This window comes from Desulfitobacterium sp. (assembly GCF_035539115.1).
Classification (GTDB): domain Bacteria; phylum Bacillota; class Desulfitobacteriia; order Desulfitobacteriales; family Desulfitobacteriaceae; genus Desulfitobacterium_A.
In genome coordinates this window covers 68,012-86,694 of record NZ_DATLJA010000042.1, presented here as the reverse complement: position 1 = coordinate 86,694, position 18,683 = coordinate 68,012, and the positions used below count along the sequence as shown (strand labels likewise).

General features: G+C 44.2%; 13 protein-coding genes, 2 pseudogenes and 1 other annotated feature (1 of these 16 cut by a window edge). Of the genes and pseudogenes, 14 read left to right on the top strand and 1 reads right to left on the bottom strand.

Going from position 1 to position 18,683, the window contains the following annotated elements:
- Positions 1–264: 264 nt before the first annotated feature.
- The 7 genes and pseudogenes from VM640_RS08040 (at position 265) to VM640_RS08010 (ending at position 8,224) form a co-directional block, all read left to right on the top strand.
- The gene (locus VM640_RS08040; RefSeq protein WP_325391061.1) at positions 265–1,044 is read left to right on the top strand and encodes an enoyl-CoA hydratase/isomerase family protein; all 780 of its coding nucleotides are present in this window, start codon (positions 265–267) and stop codon (positions 1,042–1,044) included.
- A 26-nt stretch (positions 1,045–1,070) separates the two neighbouring features.
- Complete coding sequence (locus VM640_RS08035; protein WP_325391059.1) at positions 1,071–2,528, top strand: 4-hydroxyphenylacetate 3-hydroxylase family protein; 1,458 nt, start codon at positions 1,071–1,073, stop codon at positions 2,526–2,528.
- 2 nt (positions 2,529–2,530) lie between these two features.
- Entirely contained in the window at positions 2,531–4,354 is a 1,824-nt protein-coding gene (locus VM640_RS08030) for an acyl-CoA dehydrogenase family protein (protein WP_325391057.1), read from the top strand.
- 32 nt (positions 4,355–4,386) lie between these two features.
- Positions 4,387–5,252, top strand: a pseudogene (locus VM640_RS08025) (3-hydroxyacyl-CoA dehydrogenase family protein).
- A 28-nt stretch (positions 5,253–5,280) separates the two neighbouring features.
- The gene (locus VM640_RS08020; RefSeq protein WP_325391055.1) at positions 5,281–6,450 is read left to right on the top strand and encodes a thiolase family protein; all 1,170 of its coding nucleotides are present in this window, start codon (positions 5,281–5,283) and stop codon (positions 6,448–6,450) included.
- Between the two features lie 33 nt (positions 6,451–6,483).
- Positions 6,484–7,806 (top strand): DUF362 domain-containing protein, encoded by a 1,323-nt coding sequence (locus VM640_RS08015; RefSeq protein WP_325391052.1) that lies wholly within the window; start codon positions 6,484–6,486, stop codon positions 7,804–7,806.
- A 13-nt stretch (positions 7,807–7,819) separates the two neighbouring features.
- The gene (locus VM640_RS08010) at positions 7,820–8,224 is read left to right on the top strand and encodes a hotdog fold thioesterase (protein WP_325391051.1); all 405 of its coding nucleotides are present in this window, start codon (positions 7,820–7,822) and stop codon (positions 8,222–8,224) included.
- Positions 8,225–8,331: 107 nt separating this feature from the next.
- Here VM640_RS08010 and VM640_RS08005 read toward each other — a convergent pair whose 3' ends face one another.
- Positions 8,332–9,024, bottom strand: coding sequence for a hypothetical protein (locus VM640_RS08005; RefSeq protein ID WP_325391049.1), 693 nt, complete (start codon positions 9,022–9,024; stop codon positions 8,332–8,334).
- 955 nt (positions 9,025–9,979) lie between these two features.
- On the opposite strand from VM640_RS08005, the pseudogene VM640_RS08000 reads away from it, so the two are divergent.
- The 7 genes and pseudogenes from VM640_RS08000 to VM640_RS07970 all read left to right on the top strand — a co-directional run bounded on the left by VM640_RS08000 (position 9,980) and on the right by VM640_RS07970 (position 18,573).
- Positions 9,980–11,137, top strand: a pseudogene (locus VM640_RS08000) (acyl-CoA dehydrogenase family protein).
- Between the two features lie 58 nt (positions 11,138–11,195).
- Complete coding sequence (locus VM640_RS07995; protein WP_325391047.1) at positions 11,196–12,305, top strand: 4Fe-4S binding protein; 1,110 nt, start codon at positions 11,196–11,198, stop codon at positions 12,303–12,305.
- A gap of 527 nt (positions 12,306–12,832) precedes the next feature.
- Entirely contained in the window at positions 12,833–14,497 is a 1,665-nt protein-coding gene (locus tag VM640_RS07990; protein ID WP_325391045.1) for a long-chain-fatty-acid--CoA ligase, read from the top strand.
- A gap of 101 nt (positions 14,498–14,598) precedes the next feature.
- Positions 14,599–15,738, top strand: coding sequence for an ADP-forming succinate--CoA ligase subunit beta (gene sucC / locus VM640_RS07985; protein WP_325391043.1), 1,140 nt, complete (start codon positions 14,599–14,601; stop codon positions 15,736–15,738).
- Complete coding sequence (gene sucD, locus VM640_RS07980) at positions 15,719–16,588, top strand: succinate--CoA ligase subunit alpha (protein WP_325391041.1); 870 nt, start codon at positions 15,719–15,721, stop codon at positions 16,586–16,588. The genes sucC and sucD overlap by 20 nt, the downstream gene beginning before the upstream one ends.
- 199 nt (positions 16,589–16,787) lie before the next feature.
- Complete coding sequence (gene truA / locus VM640_RS07975) at positions 16,788–17,525, top strand: tRNA pseudouridine(38-40) synthase TruA (RefSeq protein WP_325391039.1); 738 nt, start codon at positions 16,788–16,790, stop codon at positions 17,523–17,525.
- Positions 17,526–18,117: 592 nt separating this feature from the next.
- The gene (locus VM640_RS07970; RefSeq protein WP_325391038.1) at positions 18,118–18,573 is read left to right on the top strand and encodes a DUF2383 domain-containing protein; all 456 of its coding nucleotides are present in this window, start codon (positions 18,118–18,120) and stop codon (positions 18,571–18,573) included.
- Positions 18,574–18,618: 45 nt separating this feature from the next.
- Positions 18,619–18,683 (top strand) — a binding site (T-box leader); it runs 189 nt beyond the window's last position.

Genomic DNA, 18,683 nt, shown 5'->3' with positions numbered 1-18,683 from the left:
ACTCTAAGTGCAACCAGCGGTTTTCGCTTTCCTACGATGAATGCGGTTAAGTTCGGCAGGATAAGGCGACTAAGGCCACCGCTTTGGCGCTGACCAAGTCTTCTATATCGCAAAGCTCGGCGAAAGCCGGGTTTTCTTTATTTGCCGGATAAGGAATCGGCGTTTTTTCGAGGAATCTTTCCGTTGGCCTTTCGTTGGCATGATTTTTGAATAGAAGTAATGGGTAATCACAAAATTCAGAAAACTTTGAGGGGGAATGAAACTTTGAATTTCGAAACCTTACTTCTAAGTATTGAGGATGGAGTTGCCACAATCACCCTAAATCGGCCTGAAGTACTCAATGCTCTCAACCAACACGTTTATCTGGAACTAATCCAAGCAGCTGAGCAGTTAGCAAACGATGATGAAGTTCGCGCTGTCATCATCACTGGAGGGGAGAAAGTATTCGCTGCGGGAGCCGACATTCGGGATATGGCTATGGCTGGAGCACTTGATATTGCCTTAGCTGACAGACCTTCAGCCAAGGCACTGGAGATCATTGAGAATATGCCTAAACCTGTCATTGCAGCAATAGCCGGGTATGCGTTAGGCGGAGGGTGTGAACTTTCCTTGGTTTGTGATGTGCGTCTGGCGGGTGAAAATGCCAAATTGGGGTTACCCGAAATTACTTTGGGAATTTTACCTGGTGCTGGAGGGACACAGCGCTTACCTCGACTTATCGGTGCAGGGAAAGCCAAGGAAATGATTTTTAGCGGGGATTTTATTGACGCGCAAGAGGCCTTACGCGTGGGCCTAGTTAATAAAGTTGTGCCAACTGAACAACTCTTGGCTGAAGCCCAGCGCCTGGCCAAGCGTTTTGCGGCAAGGGGAGCGGTAGCCTTACGGATGGCTAAGTCGGCAATCGATGAGGGCCTCAGAATGGATCTCCAAGCCGGTCTTCAATACGAACATCAATGTTTTAGCCTGCTGTTTGCCACTCAAGACCAAAAAGAAGGAATGGAAGCCTTCTTGCAAAAACGACGTCCAAACTTTCAAGGGAAATAGGAAATCAACGAAATGGAGGTAAAAAGATGAGAACAGCAGAAGAATATTTGGCGAAACTAAAAATGATGCGTCGAAATGTATACATGAATGGTGAACTGATTGAGCGAGATGACCCGAGCCTTACTCCAGGAACCAACGTTATTGCCGAGACCTTCAACCTGGCTCAGATTCCGGAAAATGAAGCCCTTCTTACCGCCCAATCCCATTTGACAGGTCAGAAGATCAACCGTTATACCCATATTCACCATAGCACCGAAGATTTGCTAAAGAAACAGGAAATGACCCGCTTTTATAGCCAGTATGTGGGCGGCTGTATTCAGCGATGCATGGGCACAGATGCTTTAAATGCCTTGTCAGTTGTAACGAAGAATATTGATATGGCCAAAGGAACAAATTATTTCGAACGCTTTGAAACCTACCTTAAGAATTACCAAGAGCAAGATCTTGTGGGTAATTGCGCTCAAACGGATGTCAAGGGTGATCGCATGCTCAGACCCCATCAGCAAAAAGACCCAGATTTATACTTAAGAGTGGTCAAGAAAACCGAGTCAGGGATTATCGTTCGCGGTGCCAAAGCCCACAATACGATTGCACCCTACGCGGATGAACTTGTTGTGGTGCCTACGCGGATGATGACTGAAAAAGATGCGGATTGGGCTGTTGCTTTTACGATCCCCGCTGATGCCCCGGGTGTGACGCTCATTATCCGTTCAACCACCCTGAGACCTCGTGAAAAATTGAAAGCTCCCCTTGCTAATTATGGCTCAGCTGATTCCTTCACGGTTTTTGATGATGTCTTTGTTCCTTGGGAGAGGGTATTCATGTGTGGAGAATGGGAATTTGCCGGACAGCTTGCTTCCCTTTTTGCTACGTATCACCGACACAGTTATACCGGTTGTAAACCAGCAATGACCGATGTGGTCATGGGTGCAGCTGCTTTAGCGGCCGACTATAATGGGATTGAAAAAACGCCCCATGTCCGTGATCAAATGGCTGAGCTCATTGCCTTGGCCGAACTGGTTTATGGTACAGGAATTGCCGCTTCCGTAAAAGGAACCCAGGCTCCTTCCGGCACCTATATACCGGACATCGTCTTCACGAATGTCGCGCGCTATCACGCGGGGATTAATGTTTATCGCGAACACGAGATTCTCGCTGAAATCACGGGTGGACTTCCGGCGACCCTTCCTCCCGAAAAAGACTTTTATAATCCTGCAACAGCGAAATATCTGGCTAAATATATGATGCGTCGAGAAGGAGTATCTAATGAAGACCAACATCGAGCGTTTCGGTTCTTTAGTGATTTATTAACGTCAGCCCATGCAGGAGTCAGTATGGTTGCCGGCGTCCATGGTGGAGGCTCCCCAATCATGGAGCGAATTGCCATAACCGGACAATATAATCTTAAAGCCAAGAAGAATTTAGCAAAATACTTGGCCGGGATTCAAGTTGAAAAATCAACGAGTCCAAGAAAGGAGAGTTAGTGATGGCGAGTCACTATATCTATAGCAATCGCGAACATAAATTTATCATTAAAGAATGGCTCAAGGGAGAAAAGATCCTTGGACTGAAGCGATTTAAAGACAATCTAAGCCTTGAAGATGTAGATCCTATACTCGATCAAGCGTTAAAAATGGCCAAGGAAGAAATCGCCCCTACCAATGATGACGGAGATAACTTAGGTGCCATCTACAGGGATGGAAAGGTTACTGTTCCGCCCTCGTTTCATAAAGCATTTCAGTTCATTCAGGAAAATGGCTGGGGTTCCAGTAATAAAGATATCGAGGGGGAAGGAATGCTACCCCATCTCATCTTTGGTGCGGTCCATGAATACCTGCTCAGCGCTAATCCTGCACTAATACCTTATATCGGTTTAGGGGGTGGGATCGCCAGCGTTATCAAGGCTTTTGGTTCCGTGGAACAAATTAAACGGTTCACGCCTAAAATGTTTAGCGGCGTTTGGGGTGGAACCATGTGCTTGACCGAACCGGGAGGTGGTTCTGATGTAGGCGATATGCTCTCTAAGGCTTACCCTACTGAGGAGCATGGCATCTACTCGATCAAAGGTACGAAATGTTTTATCACAGGCGGGGATCATGACCTTACTGAGAATATCATTCACTTGGTATTGGCCCGCATCGAAGGTGCAGCCTCGGGTACCAAAGGGCTTTCCTTATTCATAACTCCGAAGTACTGGATCCAGGATGATGGAAATTTAGGAGAAAAAAATGATGTGACGACGGTTGGGATTGAACACAAGTTGGGCATTAAGGGTTCATCAACGGCAGTTTTAAGTTTTGGTGACGAAGGAAAATGCCGAGGATACCTTTTGGGTAACGCCCCAGATGAAAACGGTTTTGGTGAGGGAATGGCCCAAATGTTTAAGATGATCAATGGCTCACGGTTAGATACCGGTCATAGCGCTCTAGCGGTAGCAACCGTTGCCTATAACAACGCCGTCGCCTATGCCAAAGAACGAATTCAAGGGAGAGCAATCACCAAGCCTAAAGGTCCAAGAGTCCGCATCATTGAACATGAAGATGTGCGGAGAATGCTTCTGACGCAAAAGTCCACGTTAGAAGGCATGCGGGCCATGATCTTTAAAGCCTATTATTATCTGGATCTTCAAACCTTTGGTGAGGAAGCACCTGAAGTCGAAATGGCCAAACGTCGAATGGAGGTTATTACTCCACTGATTAAAGCTTATTGTTCAGACCAAGCTTGGATTTTGACTGCGGAGGCGATTCAGGTTCATGGTGGTTATGGATATACCGAAGAGTTTCCTGTGGCTCGGCAAGCTCGGGATAGCAAGATCTACTCAATTTGGGAAGGTACGAATTTTATCCAATCGATGGATCTTGTGGGCCGGAAATGGCGCTTAGATAAAGGAACAGTCTTTAAGGAATGGTTGATGGAACAGGTCCACTTCGTGACAGAAAACAAGGGGTATCCTCAGTTCACTCGGGAGTTCGCGATATTAGGTAAGGCTCTCCAAGCTTATCAAGAATTAATCCAGACAGTATCTCAATATTTCACTCAGGATATTCGTTTAGTCCCGATCTATGCCACCCGTATCTTGAGAATAACCGCCGAACTTTATTGCGGTAGCCTCTTGATGGAACAGGCCGTTATTGCTCAAAAAAGGCTTGAGGAAGTAACCGCGGAGTACTTTGACCGTGCGTTTTACGAAGGCAAAGTTCAATCGTCCCGTTTCTACGTACGCAACCTTTTACCTGATGTCATGGCTACTGCTCAAATCATTAAAGAAGCGGACACTTCAGCAATCGATATTCCTGAAGAAGCGTTTTAGGGCCGAGCAATAAATTTGAAGGAGGACTAAAAATGAGAATTGAGGATGTTCAAAAAATTGCGGTGATTGGTGCTGGAAACATGGGACACCAAATTGCCATCAGTGCAGCTTTGGCAGGTTTTCAAGTAAAAGTGTCCGATATTAGTGTTGAGATGTTAGCAAAGGCTGAGAGTTTTGCTCAAAGCTGGCTACCCGAGCGGGTAGCTAAAGGAAAGCTTGCTCCAGAGCTCGCCCAACAGGCGTTGGCTAATTTAAGTTTTACTGAGAATCTAGGCGATGCAGTGGGCGACGCTGACTTTGTTATTGAAGCAGCGGTCGAGAAATTGGACGTTAAGCGGAAACTATTTGCTGATTTGGATCGTTTAGCCCCCAGTCAGGCGATTTTGGCGACAAATAGTTCGTTCATCGTGAGTTCCAAAGTTGCAGACGCAACTCATCGTCCAGATAAAGTGTGCAATATGCATTTCTTTAATCCAGCTTTAGTTATGAAGCTTGTCGAAGTGGTCCAAGGGCCACATACCTCTGAAGAAACGGCTCAAATTACGAAGGCTTTAGTTGAAAAAATGGGCAAAAACGCAGTTCTCTTAAAAAAAGAAATTTATGGTTTCTTAATCAATCGAATTTTAGCAGCTCTCAACAATGAAGCAGTATTTTTAGCCGATGTCGGCATTGCAACCCAGAAGAAATCGACCTTGCGGTGACCCAAGCTTTAGGGCACCCGATGGGACCTTTCCGCCTCATGGACCTGACAGGTATCGATTTGTCCTACTACGTTTCAATGGAACGTTATCAAGAATCGAGGGATCCTAAGGATAAACCCTCTCCCTTAATTGTCGAGAAATTTGTGAAGAAGGAATGGGGTAAAAAGAGCGGTCAAGGATTTTATAGTTACGAATAAATTCTAAAAGGAATTGGAGTGGGACAAAGTGAGCAAAGAAGCTGTCATCGTGTCTGCTGTGCGTACAGCTATTGGTCGTGAGGGGGGGACCATTGGTAGGATTCCTCCTCAGTTTTTCGGAGCTGAGGTTATCAAAGAAGCCCTTAAACGGATTAACCTTGATCCCAATCTTGTCGAAGATGTGATTTTCGGCAACTGTCTGAATGCAGGCGGAAATATCGCCCGTTTATGTGCCCTTCAAGCAGGCTTACCGATGGAAATTACGGGAATCACCATCGATCGGCAGTGTGGGTCAGGTCTAAATGCGGTCAATCTGGCCGCGCAGGCAATTATGGCTGGGCAGGGGGATATCTACATTGCTGGAGGAGTCGAAAGCATGTCCCTCCGTCCATATATCATGGAGCATCAGGATTTCTTTAGTAAAACTCCTCCTCAGTTCCGTCAGGGCTTTCAACTTTCACCTTCTGAAATTGGAAATCCGGAAATGGGGCTCACAGCCGAAAATCTGGCGGCAAAGTACAACATCAGCCGTGAGGAACAAGATGCGTTTGCCCTCGACAGCCAACAAAAAATGGCTCATGCGCAAGCAAACGGAGTGTTCAATGCGCAAATCGTACCTTTAACTGTGCCTCAAGGTAAAAATCCCCCTGTTCTCTTTACGAGGGATGAACATCCACGCCCTGAAACGACCAGGGAAGGGTTAGCTAAGCTTGCTCCTGTCTTCAAAAAGGACGGTACCGTCACGGCAGGCAATAGTTCGGGTCTCAATGATGCAGCTGCTGCAGTTATTATTATGTCCAGTGATAAAGCTAAAGAGCTCGGATTAAAGCCACTGGCCAAAATCAGTAGCTTTGCCGTAGCCGGTGTCGATCCTTCGATTATGGGGATAGGGCCTGTGCCAGCAACCCGCAAAGCCCTAAAACAAGCTGGCTTAGCTTTGAAAGACATCGACTTAATCGAATTAAATGAGGCCTTTGCTGCACAATGTCTGGCGGTAGATCGCGAATTAGGTTTTGATCGGAATAAGGTTAATGTCAATGGCGGAGCAATCGCCCACGGTCATCCGATTGCTGCCACAGGCGCCATTTTAACCACGAAAGTAGTCTACGAGATGGAAAAAAGAAGTGCTCGATTCGGACTCGTAACTGCCTGTATCGGAGGAGGGCAGGGTATTGCTACAATTTTTGAAAAGGCATAGCTTTATAAATTTTAGAGAAGGAGCTAACATGTGATGTCAAAATCAATAGTGTCTATGGTCAGCTTTGAGGATCCTTACACTTCGCTGAAAAAGCTAATAGAAGAATGCGATGGATTTGCAGGATTAAATCCGGAGGACAAAATTCTCATTAAACCGAATATTGTGAGCTGGGATTTTGAACTGCCTTTTCCACCCTTTGGGGTGATTACAACCACAACGGTTATTCATGCCTTAGTGCGTCTGCTTAAGGAAAATGGCTTTAACCACTTAACCATCGGCGAAGGAGGGCTGCCGAAAGCGCATTCTCAGGATCCGTCTGTCTATCAAACGATTGGTTATGAGGACTTGGCTAAACAGTATGGATTAGAACTCGTTGACTTTAATCAAGGTCGTTTTGGACAAGTCGATTTTGGAAATTTCACCTTATCGATTGCTCAAAGTGTCCTTGATGCCGATAAGATTATTAATGTGCCTGTGCTTAAAACCCACAATCAAGCCAAAGTCTCTTTGGGTATTAAAAATATGAAAGGAGTTCTGAGCCGTAAGTCGAAAATGTTTTGCCATGGGTTAGGCGAGTTTGACTTATTAGAAACCTTTCCGCGAATTATCGAAAAACTTCCCGTTGCTTTAACGATTATCGACGGAGTGTACACGTTAGAAAAGGGCCCTGGGCATACGGGTAAGGCCTTTCGTAAGAACCTTTTGATTGCGTCCCGTGATCCCTTAGCGTGTGATTTGGTGGGTGCCGAAGTTTTAGGGTATAAAGGAGAGGAAGTCCCTTATCTTCAAGATTACGCCAAGCGCAACCGAAGAAGCCTAAGTCTAGACGACCTAAAAATCAAGGGTGAGCGTCTCGAAGAGCATCGCCAGTTTGTGGATTATGACTGGGAGTGGACCAAAGAAAATACCGGCCCGATTGGCTTTGAAAAGCGAGGAATAACCGGTCTGGCGATCCGTAAATATGATAATTCCCTGTGTACCGGTTGTTCCGTGCTGTTTAATCCAATGCTCATTCTGATGATGTCATCCTTCAACGGGCAGCCTTTTCCAAATATTGAACTCGTCAGTGGTAAATCTCAAAGCGCGTCCGAAGGCTTTGCCAAAACGATTCTCTTTGGTAAGTGTGCCTGTGATTTAAACAAAGATAACCCACATATTCAGCAGGCGATTGCGGTTAAAGGGTGTCCACCAGACTTAAAGGACTTTGAAGAACTCCTTCGTGCCGAAGGGATCAAGGTTAACTATGAAGAGTATGTAAACTATCGTCAGCATATTTTTGATCGCTATCGTCCAGAAGACGGATTTGAGCTCAATCATTGGCAGGTTAAGGAAGGTACAGAGGAAGTAAACGAGTAGAAAGGGGTTAGAAATGCTTAAGTCAAATTATCTTAAGAACGCAACTGAAGGTACGATGATCCAAGCCTTGGGTATTGTTATCAAGGAACTGACGCCAGAACGAGTGATCGCTACGATGCCAGTCAATGAGGTAACGCGTCAGCCCACCGGTTTACTCCACGGTGGGGCTTCAGTAGCCTTGGCCGAGACCCTAGCAAGCATTGGGACTTGGAATCTAATAGATCAAGAGAAACAAGCGGCAGTTGGGTTGGAGATCAATGCGAACCATTTACGGGGAAAAAAGGAGGGAATGGTAACTGCAGAGGCAACTCCCTTGCACAAAGGCCGCACAACGATGGTTTGGGATATCAAAATTCGCGATGAAAGTAATCAGCTGATTTGCATTTCCCGATGTACCATTGCCATCATAAACCAATAAACTCTTTACTCAAGTATTTTAAAAAGCGCTCCTTTAAGTCAATTAAAGAGAGCGCTTTACTCTGAGCGATATTAAAGCTCATCAGGACCATCTTTATTGTTTGAAAGTTAACCTTTTATATTAGAGTGAGCTTGTGCAGGAGCACCTGCAAGCTTAGCTAACAGTTTATTAATAGCATAAATACCTAAAATGAAGCAAGCTCCACCGATTAGCTCCACCGCCATCCATTGGTAAACACTCGTTATTGGTACGGTGGCCGCTATTGCTTTGTCCGTAGCAACTTTCACTGCAGCAAGCTCAGCAGCATTACCTCCAGTCGCAACAACACTAGCGGCAGCGCCAGCAACAGTTTTTGCGGCTAGAGAAGCAGCGGTATTTCCATTAGACGCAATAGCAGCGACTGTAAACAACATAAAAGCATAGTTATTGAATAATATGGGAAGAACATCTTTTAAGAAAATAATTGCTGCCACAAAAACAGCTACGTATATTAGCTTGGAAATGAACATAGTTTCGACTGTTTCTGGAGCGGTGTATTTTGCCATGTCCCCTCCTAGCAAAGGGACTGCAAAATAATACCAGTATTTTATCAGAATAAGATTGGCCATCCCGAAAAATGAACCCACCAATATCGCCGGAACTTCTTTTATATTCGTATGGGACATAAAGAAGAATATCATAATCATAAAAGCAGGCCAGCTAGGAAGGTGATTTAACTCAAAAACGAATTCACCAATCATAATAAGTGCTACTAACAAGACCGTAAAGATAATTGTTTCCTTTTTAAAAATATTAGTCATCTTTTCATCCTCCTTGTTTTATACTCACTCGTTACTTGGGGGCTCAGTTTTGCAAGTTCACTCCCTTCCAGCTTAATTCAGCTCTCAATAATTCTGAACTGTACCATACTGTATAAGCAATTTATATGCCATCAATGTGAATCTTCTAAATATACTGAAAATAATTAAAATGAAATCTAGCTTTCTTATTATTCGAGAATAAATGCGATTAGCCGATTCGGCTAGCCGTTTTTTTGTACTAACAGAAAGTATAAATTTTGGGGCAGATAGTATAAGTGCAACCAGCGGCTTTCATTCTCCTACGATGCAAGTGGTTAAGTCCGGCAGGATAAGGCGACTAAGGCCATCGCTTTGGCGCTGGCCAAGTCTTCTTTATCGCAAAGCTCGGCGAAAGCCGGGTTTTCTTTACTTCAGAAAGAGATATCCCTGCTCATCAGGGGATGGACAGCGACCTAAAGTGTTTGATTTGTATACACCCCTGTATATAAATTAAACAAAGCGAGGAGAGAGTACTTTGACTAACCGAGGGGTAGGGAAATCGCCAAAATTCTTAGAACTGTATCGATATGCATACATATAGATAGAGAATCCCACGAGGCAAATTAAAATATAGTGGCCGTTGTACCTCGGGTAAATGACGTTTTTGCTCTTAAAAGAGCAAAAATCCCTTCCTGGTATGTAAATTGCTTATTATAAAGGCAGAGTGATATAACTTAGAAAAATATGGGAGCTACATACGAAAGGAGGATTATAACCAACAGGCCTTATTAGCGGAGTTCTGGTGTTTAAGAATGAAGGACTCTCAAATGGCGATCGTTAGAGAGTTGGAAGATCACCGCGAGGCTTTGATTGAGATGGCCGAGTGGCAAGCTCAATTCCAAGGACGCTAATAAATTCGGATATTTCAAAGCATTTATTAGTACGAAAATACAACGATAAAAGGGGAGATTTGGGGATGGACTTTTCATTAACAATAGAACAAAAGTTATTACAAAACATGGTTCGTAAATTTGCCGAGAAAGAAATCTTACCGACAATGGAAGAGGATCTTCAAAGTCATACTTTTCGGCCAGAAATTGTTAAGAAAATGGGGGATGCGGGCTTTCTAGGCTGCGGCATACAAGAAGAATACGGGGGCAACGGGTTGGGAATTTTGGATTCGGTCCTGATAGCTGAACAAATCGCGAAACTGAATGCCTCCTGGCGGTTACCCCTGAACTTGCAAAACATCGGTCCTGCAATTACAGTTCAAGAATTCGGAACAGCCGAGCAAAAAGAAAAGTACATTCCTGGCTGGGTCAGCGGTGAAAAACTCGGCTTTTTTGCCATCACTGAACCGAATAACGGATCTGATGTCGGAAGTATGCGGACGACTGCGACAGATCGAGGGGATTATTGGGAAATTAACGGGAGTAAGATGTGGATATCACAGGCGTCTTGTGGAGATTATGGTCTTCTCTATGCATCGACTGATCGAGAGAAGAAAAGCAAGGGAATCACTTGTTTCATTATTAATCTCCAAGAAACTGAAGGAATAACGGTCCGCGAAATAAAAACAAAGGCTGGTCTTGCCAATGCTCCGACCGGAGAAATATATTTTGATGACGTAAAATTACGGAAAGACGCAGTACTTGGTCAGGTAGGCGAAGGATTTAAAATCTGCATGTGGCAGTTGAATAATACGCGTATTAGTTGTGCGGCTGGGGGTATTGGTGTGGCTGGAGCCGCCTTAGAGGTCGCAATCAGCTACGCCAATGAGCGGACTTAATTTGGCCAAAAAATCGGTTCATTTCAAATGATTCAGGCATCGATTGCCGAAATGACGGCGGAACATCATGCGGCCCAGCTTCTTGTCTACCGTGCGGCTTGGTTAAAAGACCAAGGCCAGGCAAATCAGATTGAAACGTCTATCGCTAAGTATTATGCGGCTGAATCTGCAGTACATATCGCAAACGAAGCCATGAAAATCTTGGGCTCTTACGGTTATTCCTCTGAATATCCGGTTGAACGGTATTTACGGGACGCAAAATCCTTCCAGGTTGTCGAAGGTACTTCCAACATCCAGAAAATGATTATTGCTGGTATCGCCTTAGGCGATAAACAGAATCGCTAGGATAAATCTTTTTAAACGAACGACTTGTTCAACATGTCTTCAGAGGGAGGAAAACACATTGGGACATATCCTAAACGCCAAAGATGAGCTATATCATGCCTTGGCAGAGCGCCTGAGCAAGACTCCTGAGGGAGCGCCAATCAATGAACCTCTATTGCAAATCCTTCATCGTCTTTATACGGAAAGTGAAGCCCTAGTCGGAAGCCAACTTCCTTTGGTTCCAATGTCCTTAGAAAAAATCGCAATTCTTATGGATTTTCCGGAAGAAAAACTAAGAACACTCCTCGACGGAATGTCCGATAAGGGTCTAGTCATTGATATTCCGCGCAAAAATACGGTCTATTATATGCTAACCCCCATGGTTGTGGGTTTCTTTGAGTATACATTTATGCGTACGGGGAAACAGGTCGACTTAAAAGAACTCGCCGAGTTATTTGATATCTATTTTCATAGCGAAGGAGTTCGTGCAGAAATGGCAGGCCTGGATACGAAAATCATGCGTACCTTAGTTTACGAAAATGTCATCCCTCTGGCCGTTGAAACTGAAGTCCTCAATTATGAAAGAGCAACCAAAATCATCAAGGAAGCTGGTGGCGGGGCCATCTCCTTATGTGCCTGTCGCCATGAAGCGGCTCATATGGGAACGGCATGTGATGCACCGGTAGAAGTATGTACTTCTTTAGGCTCAGCCGCCGAATGGATCATTCGTAAGGGTCTAGGCAGACCAGCCACCGTTGAGGAACTTCTGAACGTGCTCGAACAGACCCAGGAACTCGGCTTAGTTCATTTATGTGATAACGTGATGAACAAACCGACTTATATCTGCCATTGCTGTGGATGTTGTTGCAAAGTGCTTAGCGGTATCAATGAAGATCAAATCTTTGCAACCCAACCCAGTCACTTTATCCCGACCCTGGATAGTGAAAACTGCCTGGGGTGCGGAATCTGTTCGGATAAGTGCCAAATCCACGCTATCACTCTGACCCATTTAGGGGAAGGTGAGGAAATGCCAGTTGTGAAGGAAGAACTTTGCCTTGGCTGTGGAGTCTGTTCTGCGGCCTGTCCAAGTGGTGCCTTGACAATGTTCCGTCGAACGGTATTGTCTATTCCCCCGGAAAATATCCAGGAAAAAACGAGAAGAATGCATCAGGAAAAGGGGAGAGCCTAAAACCCTCTAACATTAATGGTGACTTACTATCGGCGGGTGCTATTCCTAAGCGAACGATGATTGGACATATGTGCGCAAATACAGACATTGCATATCATCTTCGCACGATATCTTGCCCGTCTTGAAGAAAGCAGGAATCAAGCAGGTTGATACTCTGTTTATAAGTAACAGCAGATCTTTGGGACCTAAAAATCCTATTCATTGCTCAACATTGTCTATTTAGTATACACTGTATCCTTAAACGTAAGGAAATGTCTTATTGGTATACACCTTGCTGCTGCGCCCCGAAAATTAGTCGGGGTTTTTTCCCTTGTGTGAAGAGGATTCGCGTTTTTTTAATAACTCTTTTTTAAGTTTCAAATTGGCATGGTTCTTGAATATAGAGATATGATGTTATTTTAATATTCTGAAAATATAAAGGAGGGAAAATCTTTTTGCAAAGTGACCGTTGTTGTGAATTGTTCTCCGTTTTAGACAAAAGGGGTAAGAGAGACAACACAATTTAGGATGAGAGAGGATGGATTGTAATGCTAGGTGGGAAATTTACGTGGTATAAGAATTATCCTTCAGATGTTAAGACGCAAATAGAGATTCCTTTAAAATCATTAGGAGAAATCTTCGATGATTCCGTTGCCCAAATGCCCGATACCATAGCCATGATCTTCGGGTCAGAACAGATCTCCTATGCTCAGTTCGGAGAACAGGTGAATCGTTTTGCAACCGCCTTAGCGGCTCTCGGAATTCAAAAGGGCGATCGCGTCGGCTTGATGGGGCCAAATTCTCCACAATGGGAAGTGAGCTTTTTTGCCGTGCTCAAACTTGGGGCAATCGTAGTTCAGACCAATCCCATGTATGTGGAACGGGAAATTTCCCATCAGATGATTGATGCGGGAGCGTCTTCAATGATTGTCTGGGATGCAATATATCCACAGGTCAAAGCGATTAGGAACGAAACCGCTCTTAAAAACGTGATTGCCTTTCATTTTGGGCAGCCAGCAGGAGAATTTGCGGACGTTCTGGAGTACGATACACTCCTCAAACAGTATCCGCCCTCTCCTCCAGAAGTCAAGATTGATCCTAAGGAGGATACCGCTGTATTACAATATACCGGAGGAACGACTGGGGTTTCGAAGGGAGTTATGCTCACTCATTTCAATCTTGTGGCCAATACGTATCAAGTGATGGAGTGGGCTATAGATCTGCAATACGGCCAAGAAAGAATTTTGACGATCTTGCCCGTATTCCACGTTTATGGGATGACAAACTGTGTCAATTATGCAGTGGCCTGTGCCAGTACGCAAATCGTCATGCCGCGATTTGACGCAACCCAGATTTTAGAGGCGATAAAACTATATAAACCGACGTCATTTCCTGGAGCTCCTACGATGTATACCGCAATCAACAGTCATCCCCGAGTCGGAGAATATAAAGAGGATCTGGCAGGAATTAAAGTGTGTATTAGTGGTTCTGCTCCATTGCCGATGGAAGTTGCTCATCGTTTCGAAGCAATCACAGGGGGAGGAAACCTTGTGGAAGGTTACGGTCTATCTGAAGCTTCTCCGGTAACGCACTGCAACCCACACGGTCGACCCAGCCGGATCGGCTCAATCGGGCTACCCTTTCCTAATACTGATTCCACGATCGTCGACTTGGAAACCGGGACTCATGAACTTTTGCCCGGAGAAATCGGAGAATTGGTGATCAAAGGCCCACAAGTCATGAAGGGGTATTGGAATAAACCGGAAGAGACTGCCAAGGCCTTGCGCGACGGCTGGTTATATACTGGAGACATCGCTAAGATGGATGAAGATGGGTATTTCTACATTGTCGATCGTAAAAAGGACATGATCCTGGCAAGCGGTTATAATATCTACCCTCGAGACATTGAAGAAGTTCTCTATGAACATCCGAAAGTCAAAGAAGCGGTCGCTGCCGGGATTCCCGATCAGTATCGCGGGGAAACAGTAAAAGCCTACATTGTCCTGAAACCTGGCGAGACAGCTACTGAACAGGAATTTATTGATTACTGCCGGACCAAGTTGGCTGCCTTTAAGGCCCCCCGGATTGTCGAATTTCGGGATTCTCTTCCTCGAACCATTGTGGGCAAAGTCTTACGCCGCGTACTTATTGATGAAGAAAAGGCTAAACTCGCTCAAATGGAAGCGTCTGCAACTCAGGAAGGCGATAAATAGGATTTATCCCTGAACGTGTCAGAGTAAGGTGTCCATAAGAATGAAGGAGTCCATGTCCGTGGACTCCTTTGATCTACGGAAAACGAGGAAGGAGTCTTTCCATGAAACTCTACGAATATATGGCCAAAGAGATCTTCCGGAATCATGGCATCGTGACCCCTAAAGGCTGTGTTTTCTCCAGTCCCGAAGGAATTAAGGAATATGTGGAAACTATCGGATCAGTTGTGATTAAATCCCAAGTTTTAGCCGGTGGGCGCGGAAAAGCCGGGGGGATAAAATTTGCAGATACCCCTGAGGAGGCAGTTGCTCGAGCGAAGGAACTTTTCGCCAGTCAACTGAAAGGGTCTAGCGTTAACGAACTTCTGGTGGAAGAAAAGCTAAAAATTGACCAAGAAATCTATCTTGGCCTAGCAATTGATCGAGCACACCGTAGGCCAGTTCTCTTGGCTTCCAAGGCGGGTGGAATGGAGATTGAACAAGTCCCTGCTGAACAGATAATCAAACGCCTCATTGACGTATCCGTGGGCGTACAACCCTATACAACCCGTGAGATCTCGCGGCGTTTGGGGGTTTCCGGAGAAGTTGCCAAGAAACTTTCAGATCTCTTAGTAAAGCTTTATCAGATCTTTGTGACTTATGATGCGGAGCTGGTGGAGATTAATCCCTTAGTCATCTCGGGGACCGATATTTACGCAGCTGACGGCAAAATGACCTTGGACGATGATGCTTCGTTCCGCTTCCGAAGCGATATCCCTCATGTTGAAGAAAAGACTGAGTTGGAAAAGAAGGCTTCCGCCATTGGCATTGCTTATGTCGACCTTGAGGGAGAAATCGGGGTCATGGCCAATGGTGCGGGCATCACCATGGCAACACTGGACCTTATTAAGGATTATGGTATGAATGCTCGTAACTTCATGGATGCCGGAGGTGGGGCTAGTCGCGAAACTGTTGCTCAAGCCCTGGAAATCTTATTATCAACCAAGCCGAAGTCTCTCCTGATTAACATATTTGGCGGAATTACACGGTGCGATGAGGTCGCCAAAGCGTTTATCGATGTTAAAAAATCCGTGGAAATTAATATCCCTGTTGTTATTCGCTTAGTGGGCACGAATGAAGAGGCTGGAATTGAGATCCTGCAGGCCAACGGAATTGAATCCTATAAAAATATTAAGGATGCTGTTACAGCAGTAGTTGCCTTAACTCAAAAGAAAGGAGCCTATCATGACAATTTTGATCAATAATCAAACGAACATCCTGGTTCAAGGAATCACGGGTAAGCAAGGGCAATTCCATACAGAACAGATGTTAGCCTATGGGAGTAAGATTGTAGCTGGTGTATCTCCCACTAAAGGCGGGCAAAGGATCGCCGATGTGCCTGTTTATGATACCGTCGATCAGGCAGTGAGTGAGGTGAAGATTGATGCTTCCGTCCTCTTTATCCCTTCCCAGTTGGTCAAAGATGTCGCATTTGAGGCTATGGATGCTGGTATTAAAACGTTAGTCATTATTACTGAACATGTTCCACTGCATGACGCAATGCAAATTATGGCCTTTGCTGAGAGAAAAAACGTGACCATTGTCGGACCGAACACCTATGGACTGATTTCCCCTGGGCAATCAAAAATTGGAATTATGCCTAATCGTATTTTTACTCCCGGATCCACTGGTGTAGTTGCCCGAAGTGGAACCTTAAGTTATGAGATTGTGGCCAACTTGACGACTACCGGAATCGGTCAATCAACGGTTGTGGGACTAGGAGGGGACCGGATCGTGGGATTATCCTTTATTGATGTTCTCCGAAAGTTTGAAGACGATCCTGACACCAAAGCAGTCGTTTTAGTCGGAGAGATTGGTGGCGATGCCGAAGAAGAAGCTTCAAAGTATATCAAAAGGATGACAAAACCTGTCGTTGCCTTCTTAGCAGGAAAAAGTGCTCCTCCTGGGAAACGGATGGGTCACGCAGGCGCAATTATCGATGGTGGCCGAGGAACCTTTGAGAGTAAAGTTGAAGCACTCACACAAGCTGGAGCACAGGTGGCTTCGCTGCCTTGGGAAGTCAGTTCACTTATTCAGTCGGCTTTGGTTTTGTAAGATCAAATATCGAAGTCATTCTAAGAAGAAAAGGGTAGTTTAATGAGCTGACATAGGGACGATATTTGCTTTAGTTGGGAATTTCCTGTTGTTACCGAGTGGTCTCATGCTTTTGTTGACTTAATTATTGTAGTATACTAACATGTAACCTTAGAATCGGGACAAAATAGCAGTTGAAATAAATTAAAGGCGGAATTAAATGAGAAATTTAAAAATGACTATAGCCTATGATGGTTCTAGATATAAAGGATGGCAAAAGCAAAAAGATACCGATCTTACAATCCAAGGCAAAATAGAAGCTGTATTATCGAAAATGACGGAGGAAAATGTTCTACTCGTGGGCTGTGGAAGAACTGATTTAGGCGTACATGCTGAAAATTATATTGCGAATTTTCATACTAAATGTGCCATGAGCAGTGACACGATGATGGATTATTTATATCAGTTTTTGCCTGAGGATATCGTTGTGAAATCGATGGTAGATGTAGATGAAAGATTTCATGCTCGATATAATGTAAAATCAAAAACGTATGTCTATAAAATAAATAACAATAAATACAGAGATGTTTTTAATCGGAAGTATACGTATCACCTTGCCGAGAAACTTAATTTAACTGAAATGAGAAAGGCTTCCGACGCTTTAATTGGAAGTCATGATTTTCAGAGTTTTATAAACTCCAAAAGTAAAAACAAATCGACTATTCGCACGATCAATTATATCAATATTATTGAACATGATGGCAATATAGATATAGAAGTTAACGGGGATGGATTCTTATGGAATATGGTCAGAATCATTGCAGGAACCCTCATCGAAGTAGGTAAAGGTAACCTTGAAGCCAGCAATGTTGAAAAGATATTGAATGAAAAGAAACGCTGGGAAGCTGGACCCTTAGCTCAAGCAAAAGGCCTATTATTACGAGATGTCCAATATTAGGAGAACATGCGGCAAGGCACAGTGAAATTAGAGTGTTTATGAATTCAATGTATAGAAAATCGAGGAGAAGCACATTATAATGTCGAAGGGTACGTAATGGTTGAGCCCAGATCTCTATATGCTTTGTAAAAAAGGTGTATAGGGGTCGGTCAAAGATAGTTTATAGGTGAAAGTCTATAAATTGTCGGAGAGAAGATTCTTGCGGGTAGGGAAAAGCTTTTTGGTAGTCGACTTAATCGTTGATTATCTGAGGGTTCCAACTTATCTTCAAGGGTCGAGCGAAGATCTTGCTGGGTTTCGAACATCTTTTATAGATAGACCTACACCGCGAGGTGTATTCTTATCTATGAATTTATCGGTCTTATTTAGCCGAAAGGTTAGATAAGGTCGAGTAGGTATCCAGTTTGGTCGAACGACTCATCAGTTGAGGTGGCGATTCTGCTTAGTTATTAGTCGAAAGATTATTGCTAGGTAATAAACTATCTCTATTGGTGTTAGATAGATCATTACGTGCTCTTCATTTAAATCAAAATGAAATGAGCCTTGCGTTCTTTGAGCGCGAGGCTTCTTGATCAAGGGGGGCTAAGGCGCGATGGAAAATCACTCCCAAGTTGATACGCTGAACGAGTTGCTAAAAGGCGAACATATGGCAATCCATATTTATGACAAAACCAAGGGAATACAACAGGATAGCCAAGTAACCGAAATGCTCAACAAATTTGAACAAGACCATCAAAGACACGCTGAGCAACTAACCCAGAGAATAAAGGACCTAGAGGGTACACCAGAAGCAAGAACTGGCTTTTCAGGGGTTATGGCGGACATAGCATCTGTCATTAATTCCCTGCGAGGCCCGGAATTCTTCCTTAAACAAATATACGACGGGGAAGATAAAGGTGTCCATGCCTATGAAGACCGCATTGATGAGATTGACACCCTAAGTCAAAATGTAGTTCGGCAAATAATGGAGGAAGATCATGATCACTTGAAGTGGTTTAAATCGAGAATGGAAAAGGAAAAATTTGAACGCAACCAAAATATCAATTGACAATAGGATCAATCTACGTTATGCTTTTTAAAACAAAATATTTCCAGTAAACCGTTGAGCAAGAGAAGTACGAAAAATTAGGTGTATCCAGAGAACTGCTAGTAGGTGTG

Bases quoted from the DNA above. Each gene is read 5' to 3' on its own strand.
- VM640_RS08035 (WP_325391059.1), top strand. From the start codon at position 1,071: ATGAGAACAGCAGAAGAATATTTGGCGAAACTAAAAATGATGCGTCGA.
- VM640_RS08030 (WP_325391057.1), top strand. From the start codon at position 2,531: ATGGCGAGTCACTATATCTATAGCAATCGCGAACATAAATTTATCATT.
- VM640_RS08015 (WP_325391052.1), top strand. From the start codon at position 6,484: ATGTCAAAATCAATAGTGTCTATGGTCAGCTTTGAGGATCCTTACACT.
- VM640_RS08010 (WP_325391051.1), top strand. From the start codon at position 7,820: ATGCTTAAGTCAAATTATCTTAAGAACGCAACTGAAGGTACGATGATC.
- VM640_RS08005 (WP_325391049.1), bottom strand. From the start codon at position 9,024: ATGACTAATATTTTTAAAAAGGAAACAATTATCTTTACGGTCTTGTTA.
- VM640_RS07990 (WP_325391045.1), top strand. From the start codon at position 12,833: ATGCTAGGTGGGAAATTTACGTGGTATAAGAATTATCCTTCAGATGTT.
- sucC (WP_325391043.1), top strand. From the start codon at position 14,599: ATGAAACTCTACGAATATATGGCCAAAGAGATCTTCCGGAATCATGGC.
- sucD (WP_325391041.1), top strand. From the start codon at position 15,719: ATGACAATTTTGATCAATAATCAAACGAACATCCTGGTTCAAGGAATC.
- truA (WP_325391039.1), top strand. From the start codon at position 16,788: ATGAGAAATTTAAAAATGACTATAGCCTATGATGGTTCTAGATATAAA.
- VM640_RS07970 (WP_325391038.1), top strand. From the start codon at position 18,118: ATGGAAAATCACTCCCAAGTTGATACGCTGAACGAGTTGCTAAAAGGC.